Origin of the sequence: Arthrobacter sp., from assembly GCF_031179985.1 — a bacterium.
Taxonomy (GTDB): Bacteria; Actinomycetota; Actinomycetes; order Actinomycetales; family Micrococcaceae; genus Arthrobacter.
On the sequence record NZ_JAPSHJ010000013.1, the window covers coordinates 1 to 14,444 of the forward strand.

At 61.9% G+C, this 14,444-nt stretch carries 16 protein-coding genes; 6 read left to right on the forward strand and 10 right to left on the reverse strand.

Going from position 1 to position 14,444, the window contains the following annotated elements:
* Both RIN13_RS08355 and RIN13_RS08360 read right to left on the reverse strand, forming a co-directional pair.
* Positions 1–367 (reverse strand): GNAT family N-acetyltransferase (locus RIN13_RS08355; RefSeq protein WP_375164748.1); only part of this gene is annotated, 367 nt, incomplete at its 3' end.
* Between the two features lie 37 nt (positions 368–404).
* A complete protein-coding gene (locus RIN13_RS08360) occupies positions 405–1,208 on the reverse strand; it encodes a hypothetical protein (protein ID WP_375164749.1) in 804 nt (267 codons plus the stop codon).
* Between the two features lie 59 nt (positions 1,209–1,267).
* On the opposite strand from RIN13_RS08360, the gene RIN13_RS08365 reads away from it, so the two are divergent.
* From RIN13_RS08365 to RIN13_RS08385, 5 genes are all read left to right on the forward strand, one after another.
* Complete coding sequence (locus RIN13_RS08365; protein ID WP_309106875.1) at positions 1,268–1,828, forward strand: A24 family peptidase; 561 nt, start codon at positions 1,268–1,270, stop codon at positions 1,826–1,828.
* Between the two features lie 264 nt (positions 1,829–2,092).
* Complete coding sequence (locus RIN13_RS08370; RefSeq protein ID WP_309106876.1) at positions 2,093–2,596, forward strand: META domain-containing protein; 504 nt, start codon at positions 2,093–2,095, stop codon at positions 2,594–2,596.
* Between the two features lie 77 nt (positions 2,597–2,673).
* Positions 2,674–3,144 carry an NUDIX domain-containing protein gene (locus RIN13_RS08375; RefSeq protein ID WP_309106877.1) on the forward strand — a complete coding sequence of 157 codons (471 nt, stop codon included), beginning with the start codon at positions 2,674–2,676 and terminating at the stop codon, positions 3,142–3,144.
* Positions 3,145–3,506: 362 nt separating this feature from the next.
* On the forward strand, positions 3,507–4,610 hold the full coding sequence (locus tag RIN13_RS08380) for an S-(hydroxymethyl)mycothiol dehydrogenase (protein WP_309106878.1): 1,104 nt from the start codon (positions 3,507–3,509) through the stop codon (positions 4,608–4,610).
* On the forward strand, positions 4,610–5,230 hold the full coding sequence (locus tag RIN13_RS08385) for an MBL fold metallo-hydrolase (RefSeq protein ID WP_309106879.1): 621 nt from the start codon (positions 4,610–4,612) through the stop codon (positions 5,228–5,230). The genes RIN13_RS08380 and RIN13_RS08385 overlap by 1 nt, the downstream gene beginning before the upstream one ends.
* Before the next feature lie 102 nt (positions 5,231–5,332).
* Here RIN13_RS08385 and RIN13_RS08390 read toward each other — a convergent pair whose 3' ends face one another.
* From RIN13_RS08390 to RIN13_RS08415, 6 genes are all read right to left on the reverse strand, one after another.
* Complete coding sequence (locus RIN13_RS08390) at positions 5,333–5,551, reverse strand: hypothetical protein (RefSeq protein ID WP_309106880.1); 219 nt, start codon at positions 5,549–5,551, stop codon at positions 5,333–5,335.
* Positions 5,552–5,888: 337 nt separating this feature from the next.
* Positions 5,889–6,719, reverse strand: a complete 831-nt coding sequence (locus RIN13_RS08395) for an IclR family transcriptional regulator (protein ID WP_309106940.1) — start codon at positions 6,717–6,719, stop codon at positions 5,889–5,891.
* 384 nt (positions 6,720–7,103) lie between these two features.
* Positions 7,104–7,787 carry a GntR family transcriptional regulator gene (locus tag RIN13_RS08400; RefSeq protein WP_375164750.1) on the reverse strand — a complete coding sequence of 228 codons (684 nt, stop codon included), beginning with the start codon at positions 7,785–7,787 and terminating at the stop codon, positions 7,104–7,106.
* Between the two features lie 243 nt (positions 7,788–8,030).
* Entirely contained in the window at positions 8,031–9,455 is a 1,425-nt protein-coding gene (locus tag RIN13_RS08405; RefSeq protein ID WP_309106882.1) for a class II fumarate hydratase, read from the reverse strand.
* A gap of 95 nt (positions 9,456–9,550) precedes the next feature.
* Entirely contained in the window at positions 9,551–10,165 is a 615-nt protein-coding gene (locus RIN13_RS08410; RefSeq protein ID WP_309106883.1) for a carbonic anhydrase, read from the reverse strand.
* 10 nt (positions 10,166–10,175) lie between these two features.
* On the reverse strand, positions 10,176–10,847 hold the full coding sequence (locus tag RIN13_RS08415) for a DUF4245 domain-containing protein (protein WP_309106941.1): 672 nt from the start codon (positions 10,845–10,847) through the stop codon (positions 10,176–10,178).
* Positions 10,848–11,047: 200 nt separating this feature from the next.
* On the opposite strand from RIN13_RS08415, the gene glpX reads away from it, so the two are divergent.
* A complete protein-coding gene (glpX, locus tag RIN13_RS08420) occupies positions 11,048–12,082 on the forward strand; it encodes a class II fructose-bisphosphatase (RefSeq protein WP_309106884.1) in 1,035 nt (344 codons plus the stop codon).
* Between the two features lie 102 nt (positions 12,083–12,184).
* On the opposite strand, the gene RIN13_RS08425 is transcribed toward glpX, so the two are convergent.
* Both RIN13_RS08425 and manA read right to left on the reverse strand, forming a co-directional pair.
* Positions 12,185–13,156, reverse strand: coding sequence for a peptidoglycan bridge formation glycyltransferase FemA/FemB family protein (locus RIN13_RS08425; RefSeq protein WP_309106942.1), 972 nt, complete (start codon positions 13,154–13,156; stop codon positions 12,185–12,187).
* Positions 13,157–13,158: 2 nt separating this feature from the next.
* Positions 13,159–14,409: a mannose-6-phosphate isomerase, class I gene (gene manA, locus RIN13_RS08430; protein WP_309106885.1), complete on the reverse strand. Its 1,251-nt coding sequence runs from the start codon at positions 14,407–14,409 to the stop codon at positions 13,159–13,161.
* Positions 14,410–14,444 lie beyond the last annotated feature (35 nt).

The following is a 14,444-nucleotide window of genomic DNA, read 5'->3' on the forward strand; positions in this document are numbered from 1 at the left end:
GGCCCTGCGCGCTGCGTCTGAGCCAGGACCCGGTAGAGACGGACTTCAGCGTTGCGAAGTCCTTTGCCTCAACATCCTGGCATCCAAGAAATTGACCCTCATGCCAGATGCCGAAGAGCAACGTCCATGACTCCGGAGAGGTTCCGGCCCGGCACTGCCAATACCATCGGGCCATGTTTGCACCCAGTTCATCAGCCGGAGCTTCCGTCCAGGGATTGCTGAACGGGCTGCGGCCCGGATCGTGGATGCCGCTGGCGGCCGCTTCCACTGCGTGGGGGATGTCCTCGTCGCTGATCGGCCTCAGTTCAAGCCGTGGAGTGGTAAGGGTGAGCCCGAACGCGGGCCAGACGGTGCTGAGAGCAGTCATTCACGAAGCCTAGTTCCAATGCCAGTGTGCCGGGGAGTCACCCGCCGTCGGGGATATCCCAGCTGATGTGCCGGCGGACGTCCGTCAGGTTCATGGACTCGGCCAGGAACAGATCATCAAGCATGTACTCGTCCGCTGCCAGGATCTTCAGTAAATGACCTTCAGCAGGGCCATCCAGCCAGCTGGCGGCGACGCACACTCCCGTGCCGACGTCGACCCTCACCAGGTTGCGGCCTTCATGGCAGAGCGGCGCCGACGGATCAGTTGGCCGATAAGCAGCATTAGGGACAACTATGGCTTGCATTGCCGGCCGTCCCTCATGATCAACTTCAGTGATGGAATGCAGCTCCACCGCATTCAGGTTCGGAAATTCCGCGGGAACCGGGGAATTTCCGGCCAGCTCGACGGGGTCCAAGGCGGCTGCGAAGCGGCCGTTGCCAAAACAGGGTTCACCGTAGGCGGCCTCGGGACGGCGCCGGACCAGCCCGCCGTCGTCGTAAACGGGTGTGACAAGCTGTGGCGGCAGCAACCAGGACTTCCTGGTGGAACTGACATAAAGGCCGTCCCGGGAGTCGTTGATGCCGGTGGTGCTGTGCAGGACCGTGCCGTCTGCTGCTTCGAGGCGCAACGCGCCCGGTCGCCGAAGCCAGGCGCGGACCATAACCGCCTCAGGGGCTTCGTCCCCTGCCGGGGAACCAAGGGGCTGTTCCCGGTACTCAAAGCGGAGGGTCTGCCACTTCCATGGCGAGGACCGGCACAGGTTCCGGAACCGTGTAGGCGCGTCCATGCTGACATTCTGCTGGGCGGATTCCGCCTGGTGCTGGGTGTCCCACGACCACATATCCACAGTTTACGCGTGGGTGTCCGCCGCGGGCCGGGAAAGCCGGTAGCATCCGGAGAGTGATCCGAAGACTGGACGAACTGTGGGAAGTCACACCGTTGGCCTTCTGGCTGGTGCTGGCGGCATGCGCTTACTTTCTGGTCATGGCGGCGTGGCTCACTGTCATCGACGTGAAACACCACCTGCTGCCGAACAGGATCGTTTTTCCCTCCTATGGTGTGGCCGGCGCACTCCTGCTGGGAGCCACGACCGTGTATGCGGTGTCGGGGGCGCTTGCGACTTCGGAAGCGCCCGACGGCGGAGCTTCCCTTTGGGGGATACCAGGACTGCGCATTCTGGCAGGTGCCGGAGTCATGTGGCTCTTCTATTTCATTCTCCGGCTGGTGTACCCGCCGGGCATGGGGTTTGGTGATGTCAAGCTGGCAGGGGTGCTGGGAATCTACCTCGGATATCTTGGCTGGGCGCATGTTTTTGCCGGTACCTTTGCCGCCTTCCTCTTTGGTGGGTTGTGGAGTCTCGGACTGCTGGCAGCCCGGCGCGGAACCCTCAAATCAGACATCCCTTTTGGCCCGTTTATGCTGGCCGGGACTGCGATGGCAATGGTGTTTCTTCCGGCCTGATCTGCCAGGCGTGGCGCGTTTGAATCGTGGGTCTTGCAGGAAACTATCGCTGCTGAAATTGCCGCCATTCCGTAACCGGCGCGCCTTTCCTCCACACCTCTTTGGGCGGACACTGGGAACCGGTACACAAGGTCCTAAGGGTGAAATGGGGGAGGCTGTGAAAGTGGCGGGCAGCCTTTGAGCAGGACGGCGCGGGTACTCCCTCTTGCGGTGGCGTTGGCTGTTGCCCTGGGAGGATGCGGTGATCTGCCAGGGGCACCTGCTGTGAAGCCCACAGCGCCGGTAACCAGCACACTCTCCGAACCCCCGGTGCCTCCTGATTCGCCGTCGGAACCCGGCGGGCCCCAGGAGACAATGCCCGCCGGTACGAATACGCTGCATCCGCAACCCAGCTGTCAGGGGGGACCGTTCGGGTGCCGTACGTTCACCTCTGTTGGCGGAAGGGATGGCTCCGGCGAGCTTGAGTGGCTGAAGGCCCAGCCCCTTGTGGTTTCGTCCATCTTCGTGAATGGCAGCTGGACGATTGGAGTGGGAACACCCTGTAATTCGTTGGGTGTGGACGTGACGGTTGAGGGAAACCAACTGATTCCCGGAACCATCATCGCCACAGCGATGGCCTGCCAGGGCCCCGAAGGCAGCTATGAAAACTGGACCCAGGAGCTCTTCAAACAAGCGGTGACCTGGGAGCTGGCGGGGGAGTCCCTGGTGCTGCGGAACAGCCACGCCACCGTGGAGCTGAAGGATTCCGGGCCCAATCCCTACGGTTAGGCCAGTGCGTTGAATCTGTCCCTGCCGTTTACCTTTCTTATCCCTTTCTGTTGTGGATCCTCAGCTAGGCTGGCTTGATGGCGACTCCGGACTACATTCTCAAGATCCGTCAAAAGATTGGCAACGACCCCCTATGGCTGCCGGCCGTCCGGGGCATCGTCTTCGATGATGAAGGCCGGGTGCTGCTGGGTCAGCGGGCAGACAACAGGCAGTGGGCGCTGATTACGGGAATGCTCGAACCGGGCGAGCACCCCGCGCCAGGTATCGTTCGCGAGATCTTCGAAGAGACGGCGATCATCGCGGAACCCGAGCGCGTGGTCTCCGTAGGCACCGTGGGACCGGTGACCTTCCCCAATGGCGACGTTTGCGAGTTCCTCGATGTAGCCTTCCGCTGCCGCCATGTCTCCGGAGAGCCTCGAGTTAATGACGACGAGTCCCTTGCCGTGGGCTGGTTCAATCTGGACGGGCTGCCGGAGCTTATGCCAGGCCACCTGGCGAGTATCCATCTCGCACTGGACCCTGCAGAGGCCGTTCACTTCGAACCCTAAGGCCGCGCAGTCAGGCAGGCCGGCGGCGGAGTAACCTTCGAGCGGTTGCACACGTTTCGCCCAGGCCTTGGAGCCTGTCTTGAGAGACGCGGAACCGGGGCGCGGGGATGAGGACTGCCCATGACCTTTCAGCTGCCGATCATGGCACTGGTCATAGTCTTCTTCGGAAGGGCTTCCCGAAACCCATCGTGAGCCATTTGGGCTTCCCGTGACACCGGAATGATGACCTCGACCAGCCCGGTAGCCATTCGTTTGGACGTCGCAGGCCATCCCTTTGGGTAGCGGCCTGCAGGCGCCCCAGCTTCTAGTATTTGTAAGTCGGTCGCGTTATTCGTCCGACCACCGAAAGGAACACAGGAATTATGTTTCACAAAGTCAAGGCAGTCATCGTCAAGGAAAAGAACGCTCCGGTTACGGTGGAAACCATCCTGGTGCCGGATCCGGGTCCAGGTGAGGCCCTGGTGGATATCCTCACCTGCGGAGTCTGCCACACCGATCTGCACTACAAGCAGGGCGGGATCACGGATGATTTTCCCATCCTGCTGGGCCATGAAGCCACGGGGGTCGTCAGCGCCGTTGGTCCCGGCGTGACGGAAGTGGCGGCAGGAGACCGTGTCATCCTCAACTGGCGTGCTGTCTGCGGCAACTGCCGGGCCTGTGCGAAGGGACAGCCCCAGTATTGCTTCAACACCTTCAACGCCACACAGAAGATGACCTTGGAGGACGGTACTGCACTTTCTCCCGCCCTCGGCATCGGCGCCTTCGCAGAGAAGACCCTTGTGGCTGCCGGACAGTGCACGAAGGTGGATGAGGACGTCGATCCCGCCGCCGTTGGGCTCCTTGGCTGCGGTGTGATGGCCGGAATTGGGGCCGCAATCAACACGGGCGAGGTCAAACGCGGCGAGTCTGTCGCCGTGATCGGCTGTGGCGGCGTGGGTATCGCTGCGATCGCCGGCGCGAAGCTGGCAGGTGCCACCACGATCATCGCCGTCGACATCGACGTCAACAAGGTGGAGCTGGCCAGGTCCCTGGGTGCCACCCACGGGATTGATTCCTCGAAGGAGGACCCGGTCGAAGCTATTCGGTCCCTGACCGGTGGCAACGGTGCCGATGTGGTGATTGACGCCGTCGGCCGTCCTGAGACGTATAAGCAGGCGTTCTATGCCCGCGACCTTGCCGGCCGCGTGGTGCTGGTAGGCGTCCCGACGCCGGACATGAAGCTCGAACTGCCTCTGCTGGATGTCTTTGGCCGGGGTGGCTCCCTGAAGTCCTCCTGGTACGGGGACTGCCTGCCGTCACGCGACTTCCCGATGCTGGTCCAGCACTACAAGCAGGGCAATCTGGACCTGGACGCGTTCGTCACGGAGCGGATCACCATTGACCAGGTGGAGGAGGCCTTCGAAAAGATGCATGAGGGCAAGGTCCTCCGGTCTGTTGTTGAGCTCCCTTCGGTGGTGAAGCTCTGATGGGCGTGACCATTGAGAACCTGGTCACCTCGGGAACTTTTTCGCTCGACGGCGGCACCTGGGACGTGGACAACAACGTCTGGATCGTGGGGAATGACGACGAATGCGTAGTCATCGACTCCCCGCATGACGCTGCCGCGATCATCAGCCAGGTCCGCGGCCGGAAGGTCCTGGCCATCCTCCTGACCCACGCGCACAACGACCACATCGGAGCGGCCAGGGAAGTAGCTGAGGCAGTGGACGCGCCCATCCACCTGCATCCTGACGACCTGATGCTGTGGGAGCAGGTCTATCCCGGCGACAGGCCGGAGCGGGAACTTGCCGACGGCGATGTCGTAGAGGTGGCGGGTGCTACTCTGCGGGCTATCCACACCCCCGGTCATTCCCCCGGCTCCACCTGCTTTTACCTGGAAGGTGAAGGCACGGTCTTCACCGGAGACACCCTCTTCAACGGCGGACCTGGTGCGACCGGGAGGTCCTACAGCGACTACCCGACTATCCTCACGTCCATCCGGGAGCGGCTACTGACACTCCCTCCCGGGACCGTGGTGCGCACCGGACATGGCGACAACACCACGATCCGAGCGGAGCAGGAGACGCTGGCGAAGGTTTCACAGTAGCCAGCGAACCCAACAGAGTCTGCCCTAAGGCGCGCCGGGAATACCTGGCGCGCCTTAGTCACGCCCGTAACAAAGGAGAGTGAGCCGGCTGAGCGGCCTTTCCTACACGGGATTGTTTCCTTCGGGCTGCTTATCCGGATCCAGGTCACTGCCATAGCCACTGGCTGAAGCGAGACCCGCCACCTGCTGACCTGCATTTGTTTGTCCCGGCGTAAAACCGTTCCGGGCGCCGTCTTGGGTGTCGCCCGCGGCGTCGGGGGCCACGTCCTTCCGCAGGTGTTCGTCCGAAGGCAGGCTCTCTGGAGATTCTTTGTTCGCCATCCTCATAGGGAATCACCAGTGACAGATAGGGGCAAGGGGCCGCTCTCCGAGGGGGCGACATTACGCGCAGCCGGAGCCAGTGCGAATGGCTTTGGTGAGCCGATAGCTTGTGCTGCCGGCCTCCAGCGGCGCACCGTCGCAGGGGTCGATCAGGACGCGTCAGCGTGATGGCGTTCGCGCCAAGTGCGGGCCTTGATACGGAACCGCGACGCCGGCAGCTCCCCGGCAGGGCAGCCCCGGGCCGGATTGGGCGCCTCGGGATCCGGAAAATGTGCTTCGGGTCAGATGACGACCCGGGGCGTAGTTCAGCTACTTCTGTGTAAATGCCGCCGGCTCTTTACCGTCGCGTGAAGCCCATGTTCGCGCTGACCTGCATCCCTGCCTGCTTCAGCGCCTCAGCGAGTCCAGGCGTCTGCTCCGGATCGAAACGGAAAGCCGGCCCGGAAATACTGACGGCCCCGATTACCGTTCCGACGTGGTTGTAGACCGGAACAGCCATGGAGTTGAGCCCGATCTCGAACTCCTCCCGGGCAACCGCGTAGCCATCCCGCGAAACGTCCAGCAGCTGGCTTTCCAGCTTTCCCCTGTTGGTGATGGTCCGGGGAGTCCTGGCTGGCGTTCCGGTCTCCTTCAGGATCCGGTCCCTCTCTTCGGCCGTAAGCGCCGCCAGCAGGACTTTTCCGCTGGACGTAGCGTGAAGCGGCGTGAGACTGCCCACCCAGTCGTAGGTAGCCAATGTTGAGGGACCCATTGCCTGATCCACATTCACGGCGTAGTTGGATCGCAGAACGGCGAGGTTTACTGTTTCCTTGTATTGCTCGGCCAGGCTCTCCAGCACCGGGCGGGCCTCCCGCACGAGGCTCAGCCTGCCCGGAATGGAGCTGGCCAGCCTCAGGATGCCAAAGCCCAGCTGGTACTTTCCGCGCTCGCTGTTCTGGTGGACCATCTCCCTGCTGACCAGAGAGCCGAGCAGCCGTGAAGCAGTGGATTTGTGAATGTGCATCTCTTCAGCGATTTCGCTTACGCCGGCATGGCCGTCCCGGGCCAGGATCTCCAAGACAGCAAGTGCCCGGTCTACGGACTGCACGCCACCTTGCTGCCCGCCCTCAGCCTCAATGTCAGCTCCCTCAGCTTCAATGCCAGATTCAGGGTCAATGTTCGAAGCCATCATCCACGCTCTCGAGTAGTTTCTGCGGCCCGCATACCTGCCAGATAACCGCCGGTAGGGTTCTCTCGATTAGTTCCACAGTGACGATCCTAGACCGGGAAGTGTGACGAAGCTGACATTCCAGATTACGCGGTTGGACGGCGAGGTCAGATCGGGGGTTTCTTCGCGTCGCCGACCAGCCATTCCGTCCCGGCCCCGGCCGTGCGAGACTTGAGAAATCGATCGGCCTGGGGGACCAAGTCAGGAGATTATTGTGGCTGGATGGGCGTACCTCATAGCCGGAATCATGACCGTGGACGCACTCTTGCTTGCACTGGTGCTGCTCAACGTGAAATGGCCAAAACTCTGGAAACGCAGGTAGGACTCCCTGCAGGCAGGGACTCCCTATAGAACTTTGCGGATGGTCTGCTCAAAGCTCGTAACATGGTGAAGGGCCAGCTCGCCTGCTTTGTCGGCGTCACCCTCAGCCACCGCCTTGAGTAAGTCCACATGCTCAGTGATGTGGCCGCTGACCGACGGGACCTTGTCCAACACCAGGCACCAAATACGCGTCGCGAGATTGTCGTAGCGGATCAGGGTGTCTTCGAGGTGGGGATTTGCAGCCGCCTTGTAGATCAGCCGATGGACTGTCAGGTCATACCGCATGAGGTCCCGGGACTCCGCGGGGCTGGGGTCCATAGTGGCAATGGTTGTGGCGGTGGCCAGGAGTTCCTGACGCATTTGGGCACTTGCCCTCTTTGCCGCGCGACGTGCTGCGAGCGGCTCCAGGAGTTCGCGGATCTCGGAGACGTCGGCAAGTTCAGTAAAGTCCACGCTGGTGGCGAACGTACCTCGGCGAGGGTAGGAGACCACCAGATGGTCGATCTCAAGACGTTTGATGGCCTCCCTTACAGGTGTGCGACCATAGCCAAGCTCAGCCGCCAACTGCCCGTCGTTGATGGGCTCGCCGGGACGGATTTCGAGCATGATCAGCTTGTCGCGCAACTGCCGGTAGGCTGCCTCTGCCTGGGACAGGACGGCCTCCTCTGCCGGAGGCAGGACGGGAAGTGCGTTCAAGGGACTCTCCATTCCTCGGTATCTGGCCGAAGCGGAATCTTGGTGAAGCCTGCTGACTCTGCTCTGATTCCAATCCTAACATTGCGCCGACGATTGATATATCAGTCACTTGACCCGACAGTAGTCCCCAGATTCTGACCCAAGTCAGGAAACAGTCCCCGTCCCTGACCATAACGGCGGTGGCCCGGTACCTTTCGTGTGAAAGGTGCCGGGCCGCCGTCGAACTGGTTAAAGCAGTCGAACTGGCAGGGAAGGCTATGCCTTGTGCGGAGGCCTCGTCATGGACATCACGTCGAGGGCTGTGTCCAGCTGCTCCTCGGTCAGTTCGCCGCGCTCGAGGAAGCCCATGGCCACTACTGTTTCGCGGATGGTCAGGCCCTCAGCGACTGCTTTCTTGGCGATCTTGGCGGCGTTCTCATAGCCGATGAACTTGTTGAGCGGGGTCACGATGGACGGGGAAGCTTCCGCGAGGAAGCGGGCACGCTCAACGTTGGCTGTAATGCCGTCGATCATCTTGTCGGCCATCACGCGGCTGGTGTTGGCCAGCAAGCGCACGGATTCCAGGAGGTTGGCAGCCATAACCGGGATGCCGACGTTCAGCTCAAAAGCGCCGTTAGTGCCGGACCATGCGATGGCGGTGTCGTTGCCGATGACCTGGGCGCACACCATGATGGACGCTTCGCAGATGACCGGGTTGACCTTGCCGGGCATGATCGAGGAGCCGGGCTGCAGGTCAGGGATGGCGATTTCGCCCAGGCCCGTGTTGGGACCCGAACCCATCCAGCGGAGGTCATTGTTGATCTTCATGAACGAGATCGCGATGTTGCGCAGCTGGCTGGAAGCCTCGATGAGTCCGTCACGGTTGGCCTGTGCCTCGAAGTGGTTGCGGGCCTCTGTCAGGGGCAACCCGGTGTCTGCGGCAAGCAATTCAATGACGCGCTCCGGGAAACCTGCCGGGGTGTTGATTCCCGTGCCAACAGCGGTGCCACCGAGGGGAACCTCGGCAACGCGGGGGAGTGAAGCGTTGATCCGCTCGATGCCGTAACGGACCTGCGCCGCGTAGCCTCCGAATTCCTGGCCCAGGGTGACAGGCGTGGCATCCATGAGGTGGGTGCGGCCGGACTTGACGACGTCCTTGAACTCGACGGCCTTTCGGTCCAACGAATCGGCCAGGTAGCCGAGGGCAGGGATGAGGTCGTTGATGAGCGCCGAAGTTGCGGCGACGTGGACGGACGTCGGGAAAACGTCATTGGACGACTGCGAGGCGTTGACGTGGTCGTTCGGGTGGACAACCTTGTCGCTTCCGGCGGAGGTGAGGGCACGAGAGGCGAGCTCGGCGATGACCTCATTGGTGTTCATGTTCGATGACGTACCCGAACCGGTCTGGAAGACGTCGATGGGAAAATCGCCGTCGTACTTTCCCGAAGCGACCTCATCGGCAGCGTCGGCAATCGCCTGGGCAAGCTCGCCGTCGAGCACTCCCAGTTCTGCGTTCGCCAGGGCTGCAGCTTTCTTGACCCGGGCAAGCGCCTCAATGTGCGCCCGTTCCAGGGTTTTGCCGGAGATGGGGAAGTTCTCCACTGCACGTTGCGTCTGCGCGCGGTACAGGGCGTTCACGGGGACGCGGACTTCGCCCATCGTGTCATGTTCAATGCGGAACTCTTCAGTAGTGGAAGTCATGGGGCTAGCTTAGGTCGATAGGGCCCTGCACTGAAAACCATGAAGGGCCCCCCTCCGCTGCTCCCAAGAGTCGCGCTGGACCCGCCGGAACCCGCCTAGAGGTCTCCCACTCCGGAAATAAACTGAGCGCGGCCCTCTGCAAGACTGTAAGAGAGTCCAATGACCGCCACCCGACCGGTCTCAATTGCGGTGGAAATCACACGTGAACTGTCCACGAGCCGTTGGGACGTCTGCTTGACGTGCTCAACCACCATGTCGTTGACTTCATGCTGGTCGTTCCGGAGTGATGTCAACACTGAAGGTGTGATCCGCTCCACGAGGTCGCGGATGAAGCCAATCGGCATTTTTCCGGTTTCCACGGCCGCCTTGGTTGCGCTGACGGCGCCGCAGCTGTCATGGCCCAGGACCACGATCAGCGGCACGGCCAGTTCGCTGACGCTGTACTCCAGCGAGCCGAGGACGGCGTCGTCGATGACCTGACCGGCGGTGCGCACCACAAAGGCGTCGCCGAGGCCAAGGTCGAAGATGATTTCAGCGGCAAGGCGGGAATCGGAACAGCCGAAGATGACTGCGAAAGGGTGTTGGTTCTCCACCAACGAGGAACGCCGGGACGCATCCTGGTTGGGGTGGGAGGATTGACCGGTAACAAAGCGCTCGTTGCCTTCGCGCAGGCGGCGCCATGCCAGCGCGGGAGTCAGATAAGTAGCCACGGCCATTACCTTACGACGAAGGTACGGCCGAAGGTGAAACCGTTGCGGGAGGATTACTGTTCAGGGACTCGACGACGGCGGCCGCCAGCACCGAAAACTCGTCCAGCTGCGCAGCCCCGGTCAGCACCACTGTGGTTCCACGGTGGACCAGGACCATGCTTTTCTTTCCTTTTCCGGAATCCCGTAACTCCCAGTCCAGGCCTCCGGCGTTCCGTTTTCCTGTTACCGGGGCGTTCTCAACCTGCTGCACCAACCAGGTCGGATTGGCTCGTGCCGTCTGGGCCAGGCCGATAAACGATTCTTTTGGGGTGAGGTAGCCGACTTCCCAGGTGGGCACTCCGCTTTCCGCTCCGGATTCCCACCGCGCGTAATTGGGGCTGTATGTGTCGCCGGGATTGGGAGCCACTGGTGTGAATCCAGCCACATCCGCAGCATTCTGTGCCACTGCACTGACGTTGATGTCGGGCCGGAAACCGTCACTCTTCGGAGCAGGGTTCATCAGGACTATGGGAAGGAACGCGGCAATGCTCACGGCCAGCGCGATGATCATTCCGATAACCGATGCATTGGCCCGTTTCGCTGCTGCAGCGGGGATTACGGGCTTGACCTGGGTTTGGACGGGGGTGCCGGGAGCCGTGCCGGCGGCTGGTGCCGGGGCATTGCTGACGGGCTTGTCCTGCATATCACTCACCCCTCTATAGTCGCTTATTCGCAGGACGTTCTCACACTCGGTGCCTTTAGCGGTGAGATGCCGCCGTATTTCCGGGCCGAGTCATTTCGCGACCTTCGCTTGCGGCCGCGACTATGATCGAAGCAGAGGAATCACCGTACGGACTTCCGGCCGGACGGGTTCAATGATCGCCACTCGAAGAAGAGGTCCACGTGTCACCTGCGTCTATTACCCAGAAGTACTCCACACTTTCTCCGTCGCTCGCTGTCGGGCTGGACGAGCCTGACCGCAACCTCGCCCTTGAACTTGTCCGCGTCACCGAGGCTGCAGCAATTGCCGGCGGCCACTGGGTTGGCTTCGGCGACAAGAACAAAGCGGACGGCGCCGCCGTCGACGCCATGCGTTCCTTCCTTCAGACCGTCCACTTCAATGGTGTTGTGGTTATCGGTGAAGGCGAAAAAGATGAAGCCCCCATGCTCTTCAACGGCGAGCAGGTCGGTGACGGCACGGGCCCCGAATGTGACGTCGCCGTCGACCCCATCGATGGAACGCGACTGACCGCCCTGGGCATCAACAACGCCCTCGCCGTTCTGGCCGTTGCTGAGCGCGGTTCCATGTTCGACCCCTCTGCCGTGTTCTACATGGAGAAGCTGGTCACCGGCCCGGAAGCCGCCGATATGGTTGACCTGCGTTTACCGGTGAAGCAGAACCTGCACCTGATCGCCAAGGCCAAGGGTGTCAAGGTCAACCAGCTTAACGTCATGATCCTGGACCGCGACCGGCACCGCCCGCTCGTGGAGGAAATCCGCGAAGCAGGAGCCCGCACCAAGTTCATCATGGACGGTGACGTTGCAGGGGCGATTGCCGCTGTCCGCACCGGCACCGGTGTCGACGCCCTGATGGGTATTGGCGGAACCCCTGAAGGAATCGTTGCTGCCTGCGCCATCAAGTCACTCGGCGGCGTCATCCAGGGCCGGCTGTGGCCCACCAGCGACGATGAGAAGCAGAAGGCCATCGACGCCGGCCACGATCTTGACCGCGTGCTTTCAACGAACGATCTCGTCACCAGCGACAACTGCTACTTTGCCGCGACGGGCATCACGGACGGTGACCTTCTCAAGGGCGTGCGCTACGCCAAGGACAAGGTCCTCACCCAGTCCATCGTGATGCGCTCCAAATCCGGCACCATCCGTTTCGTAGACGGCGAGCACCAGGCGAGCAAGTGGGAAGGTTACGCCCGCCGCTAGGCGCCACGCTCCGTCCCTCCGCGAACAGGCAGCTAACGACCTCCGACCCACCGGTTGCGGTCATTGGCTGCCAGTTCGCGTTAAGGGCGTTGAGAGGGGGGATCAGCTCCCGGTTCGCGCCGGAACTTTGCTTCGGATTGCTTTCGCCTTGTCCCGGGCTTTGCGCGCGAGCTGGTAGGCGGAGTAGCGGATTTTCCTGACCGGAAGGTCCCACGTGCCGGCGTAGGCAACTTCGTAGCCGCCGAAGGACTTCTTGAAGGCGGTAAAGCCCGCCCACTTATGGTCAGGTTCGTCCGAGGGGGCCACACCCCAGAGATCCACGTACTTGAGCCCTTTTTCCTTGGCCTCGGCAATAAGGGTCACCAGCAAGGGGATCCCGGCGCTGAGCTTCCGATGAGTGTCGTCCAGGGAGGCATGGGCGTACGTCCGCGTGTCTGCGGAATCATAGGCCAAGGCAGCTGCGATGGGCCCGCCATGGAGTTCGGCAATGTACAGCGTGGCGGCGCCCGCCGGCATGAGGGAAGCCGCCACCTGCCGCAGGTATTCATCGCTTTGAGGCTTGAAGCCGTTCCGCCTGGCCGTCATGTGGAGGAAGTTCAGAAGCACTCCGATGTCCTCCGGATCCTGCGAGCTGCGGAAGGTCACACCCTTTTTGTGGATGTTCCGGTAGAGATTGCGGTTAACCGGTTTCATGGCAGCAAGGATGTCCTTGAAATCCGGCTCCAAGTCAATAATCCAACTCAGTTCAGGCTGCTGGTTCGACGGCGCCGGCTCGAGTCCACGACGCCGCAGGAGGGCGTCCGCTTCATCGGACGGAAGCCCCGCGTTGACGGGCTCGATCCGGACACAGACGGCACCGCAGCGCTTGGCCAGCGCCACCAGCGAGGCCAAGGCCTTGTCGAACGACTCCAGAGAATCAGCCACCGGACCGTACGGCGTGTACAGCACCGCCCCGGCGGGATTCTTCTCTTCGATGGCCAGGAAGCTCCAGCCCGGGCCGGACTCCTCATGCACTGCCCTGCCGAGGGCGCGCTGGAACCCGGCCCACGCAGCGGATTGCAGGAACGACTTCACGATCACGCCCTCAATGCTGTGGTCACGGCAAAAGCACGGGCAGTTTCCGTCGCACCGGACACTGGATGGATGTTCACAGGCGCCTCCGCTGCGGGCACATATGCACTCCCGCCTCGGCCGAGGTGAAGATCTCCCTTGGGGGAGTCGAGCAATACAGAGCCGGAAACTACGATGATCAGGGCCGCCCCGGACTGCGCCACCGGCACCGGCTCGGCCCCTGGAGCAAGCACGACATGCTGCAACTGGAACTCCTTGAACGGCGGGCAGTACAGCTCCTGCCCCAAACCCGACACCTCGGGCGCGAGCATGGGGACCGCAACAGCCGAGAAGTCAATGGTATTGAGCAGTTCCGGGACGTCAATGAATTTCGGCGTCAGGCCACCGCGGAGGACGTTGTCTGACGACGCCATGACTTCGATTCCCAACCCGTGCAGGTAGGCGTGGATGTTTCCGGCAGGAAGATACATCGCCTCGCCAGGGCTGAGCGAAATGCGGTTCAGCAACAAAGAAATCAGCACACCAGGATCGCCCGGGTAATGATCGTTCAGCTCAAGGGCCGTGGTGAGTTCCTTCTCGTAGGGCTTCTGGATCAAGCCGGCTTTTACGGCGCCGACAAGATCCCCGACGGCGTCGGAAACGTCCTGGCCTCCGCTGATCAGGCGCGTAAATGCTGCCCTGAGCCCTTCAGGTTCCGGGTTCCCCTTCAAGTCCTCCATCACGAGGCCCAGAACAGCCGGAACGTCCAACGACAGTTGATCCATGGAACGCGCAACATGCTCCAGCAAAGCGAGGGTGGAGGGAATCGGACGGAATCCGCAAAGTGCCTCGAACGGCGTCAGCGCGAAGATCATTTCGGGTTTGTGGTTGTCGTCTTTATAGTTGCGTTCCACGGCATTGCGGTCCACGCCGGCAGCTTCCTCCCGGGCAAAACCTTCCCTGGCCTGCCTAAGCGTGGGATGGACCTGCAGGGACAACGGGCTGTCGGCCGCCAGCACCTTCAGGAGGAACGGCAGCCGGGGTCCAAACTCAGAAGTGCTGGCAGCGCCGAGGTGGTGCACGGGGTCGTCCGCGATGAGGGAGTCCAGCCTTTGCATACCGCCGTCGGACGTCTTCGCGACGGAAGGGGCGCCGGGGTGGGCGCCGAGCCATAGTTCGGCTTCAGGTCCGCCGGACGCCGGCCGTCCCAGAAAACCTGCTATTGCCGTCTTCGAACCCCAAGCGTAAGGGCGGAGGACATTCTCAATTTCGTACAAAACCAGAAATCCCTATCTGTTGCTGCTTCGTGATG

Coding starts and splice junctions, on each gene's coding strand:
- RIN13_RS08360 (WP_375164749.1), bottom strand. CDS start 1,208: ATGTGGTCGTGGGACACCCAGCACCAGGCGGAATCCGCCCAGCAGAAT.
- RIN13_RS08375 (WP_309106877.1), top strand. CDS start 2,674: ATGGCGACTCCGGACTACATTCTCAAGATCCGTCAAAAGATTGGCAAC.
- RIN13_RS08400 (WP_375164750.1), bottom strand. CDS start 7,787: ATGGAGAGTCCCTTGAACGCACTTCCCGTCCTGCCTCCGGCAGAGGAG.
- RIN13_RS08390 (WP_309106880.1), bottom strand. CDS start 5,551: ATGGCGAACAAAGAATCTCCAGAGAGCCTGCCTTCGGACGAACACCTG.
- RIN13_RS08380 (WP_309106878.1), top strand. CDS start 3,507: ATGTTTCACAAAGTCAAGGCAGTCATCGTCAAGGAAAAGAACGCTCCG.
- RIN13_RS08395 (WP_309106940.1), bottom strand. CDS start 6,719: ATGGCTTCGAACATTGACCCTGAATCTGGCATTGAAGCTGAGGGAGCT.
- RIN13_RS08405 (WP_309106882.1), bottom strand. CDS start 9,455: ATGACTTCCACTACTGAAGAGTTCCGCATTGAACATGACACGATGGGC.
- RIN13_RS08385 (WP_309106879.1), top strand. CDS start 4,610: ATGGGCGTGACCATTGAGAACCTGGTCACCTCGGGAACTTTTTCGCTC.
- RIN13_RS08415 (WP_309106941.1), bottom strand. CDS start 10,847: ATGCAGGACAAGCCCGTCAGCAATGCCCCGGCACCAGCCGCCGGCACG.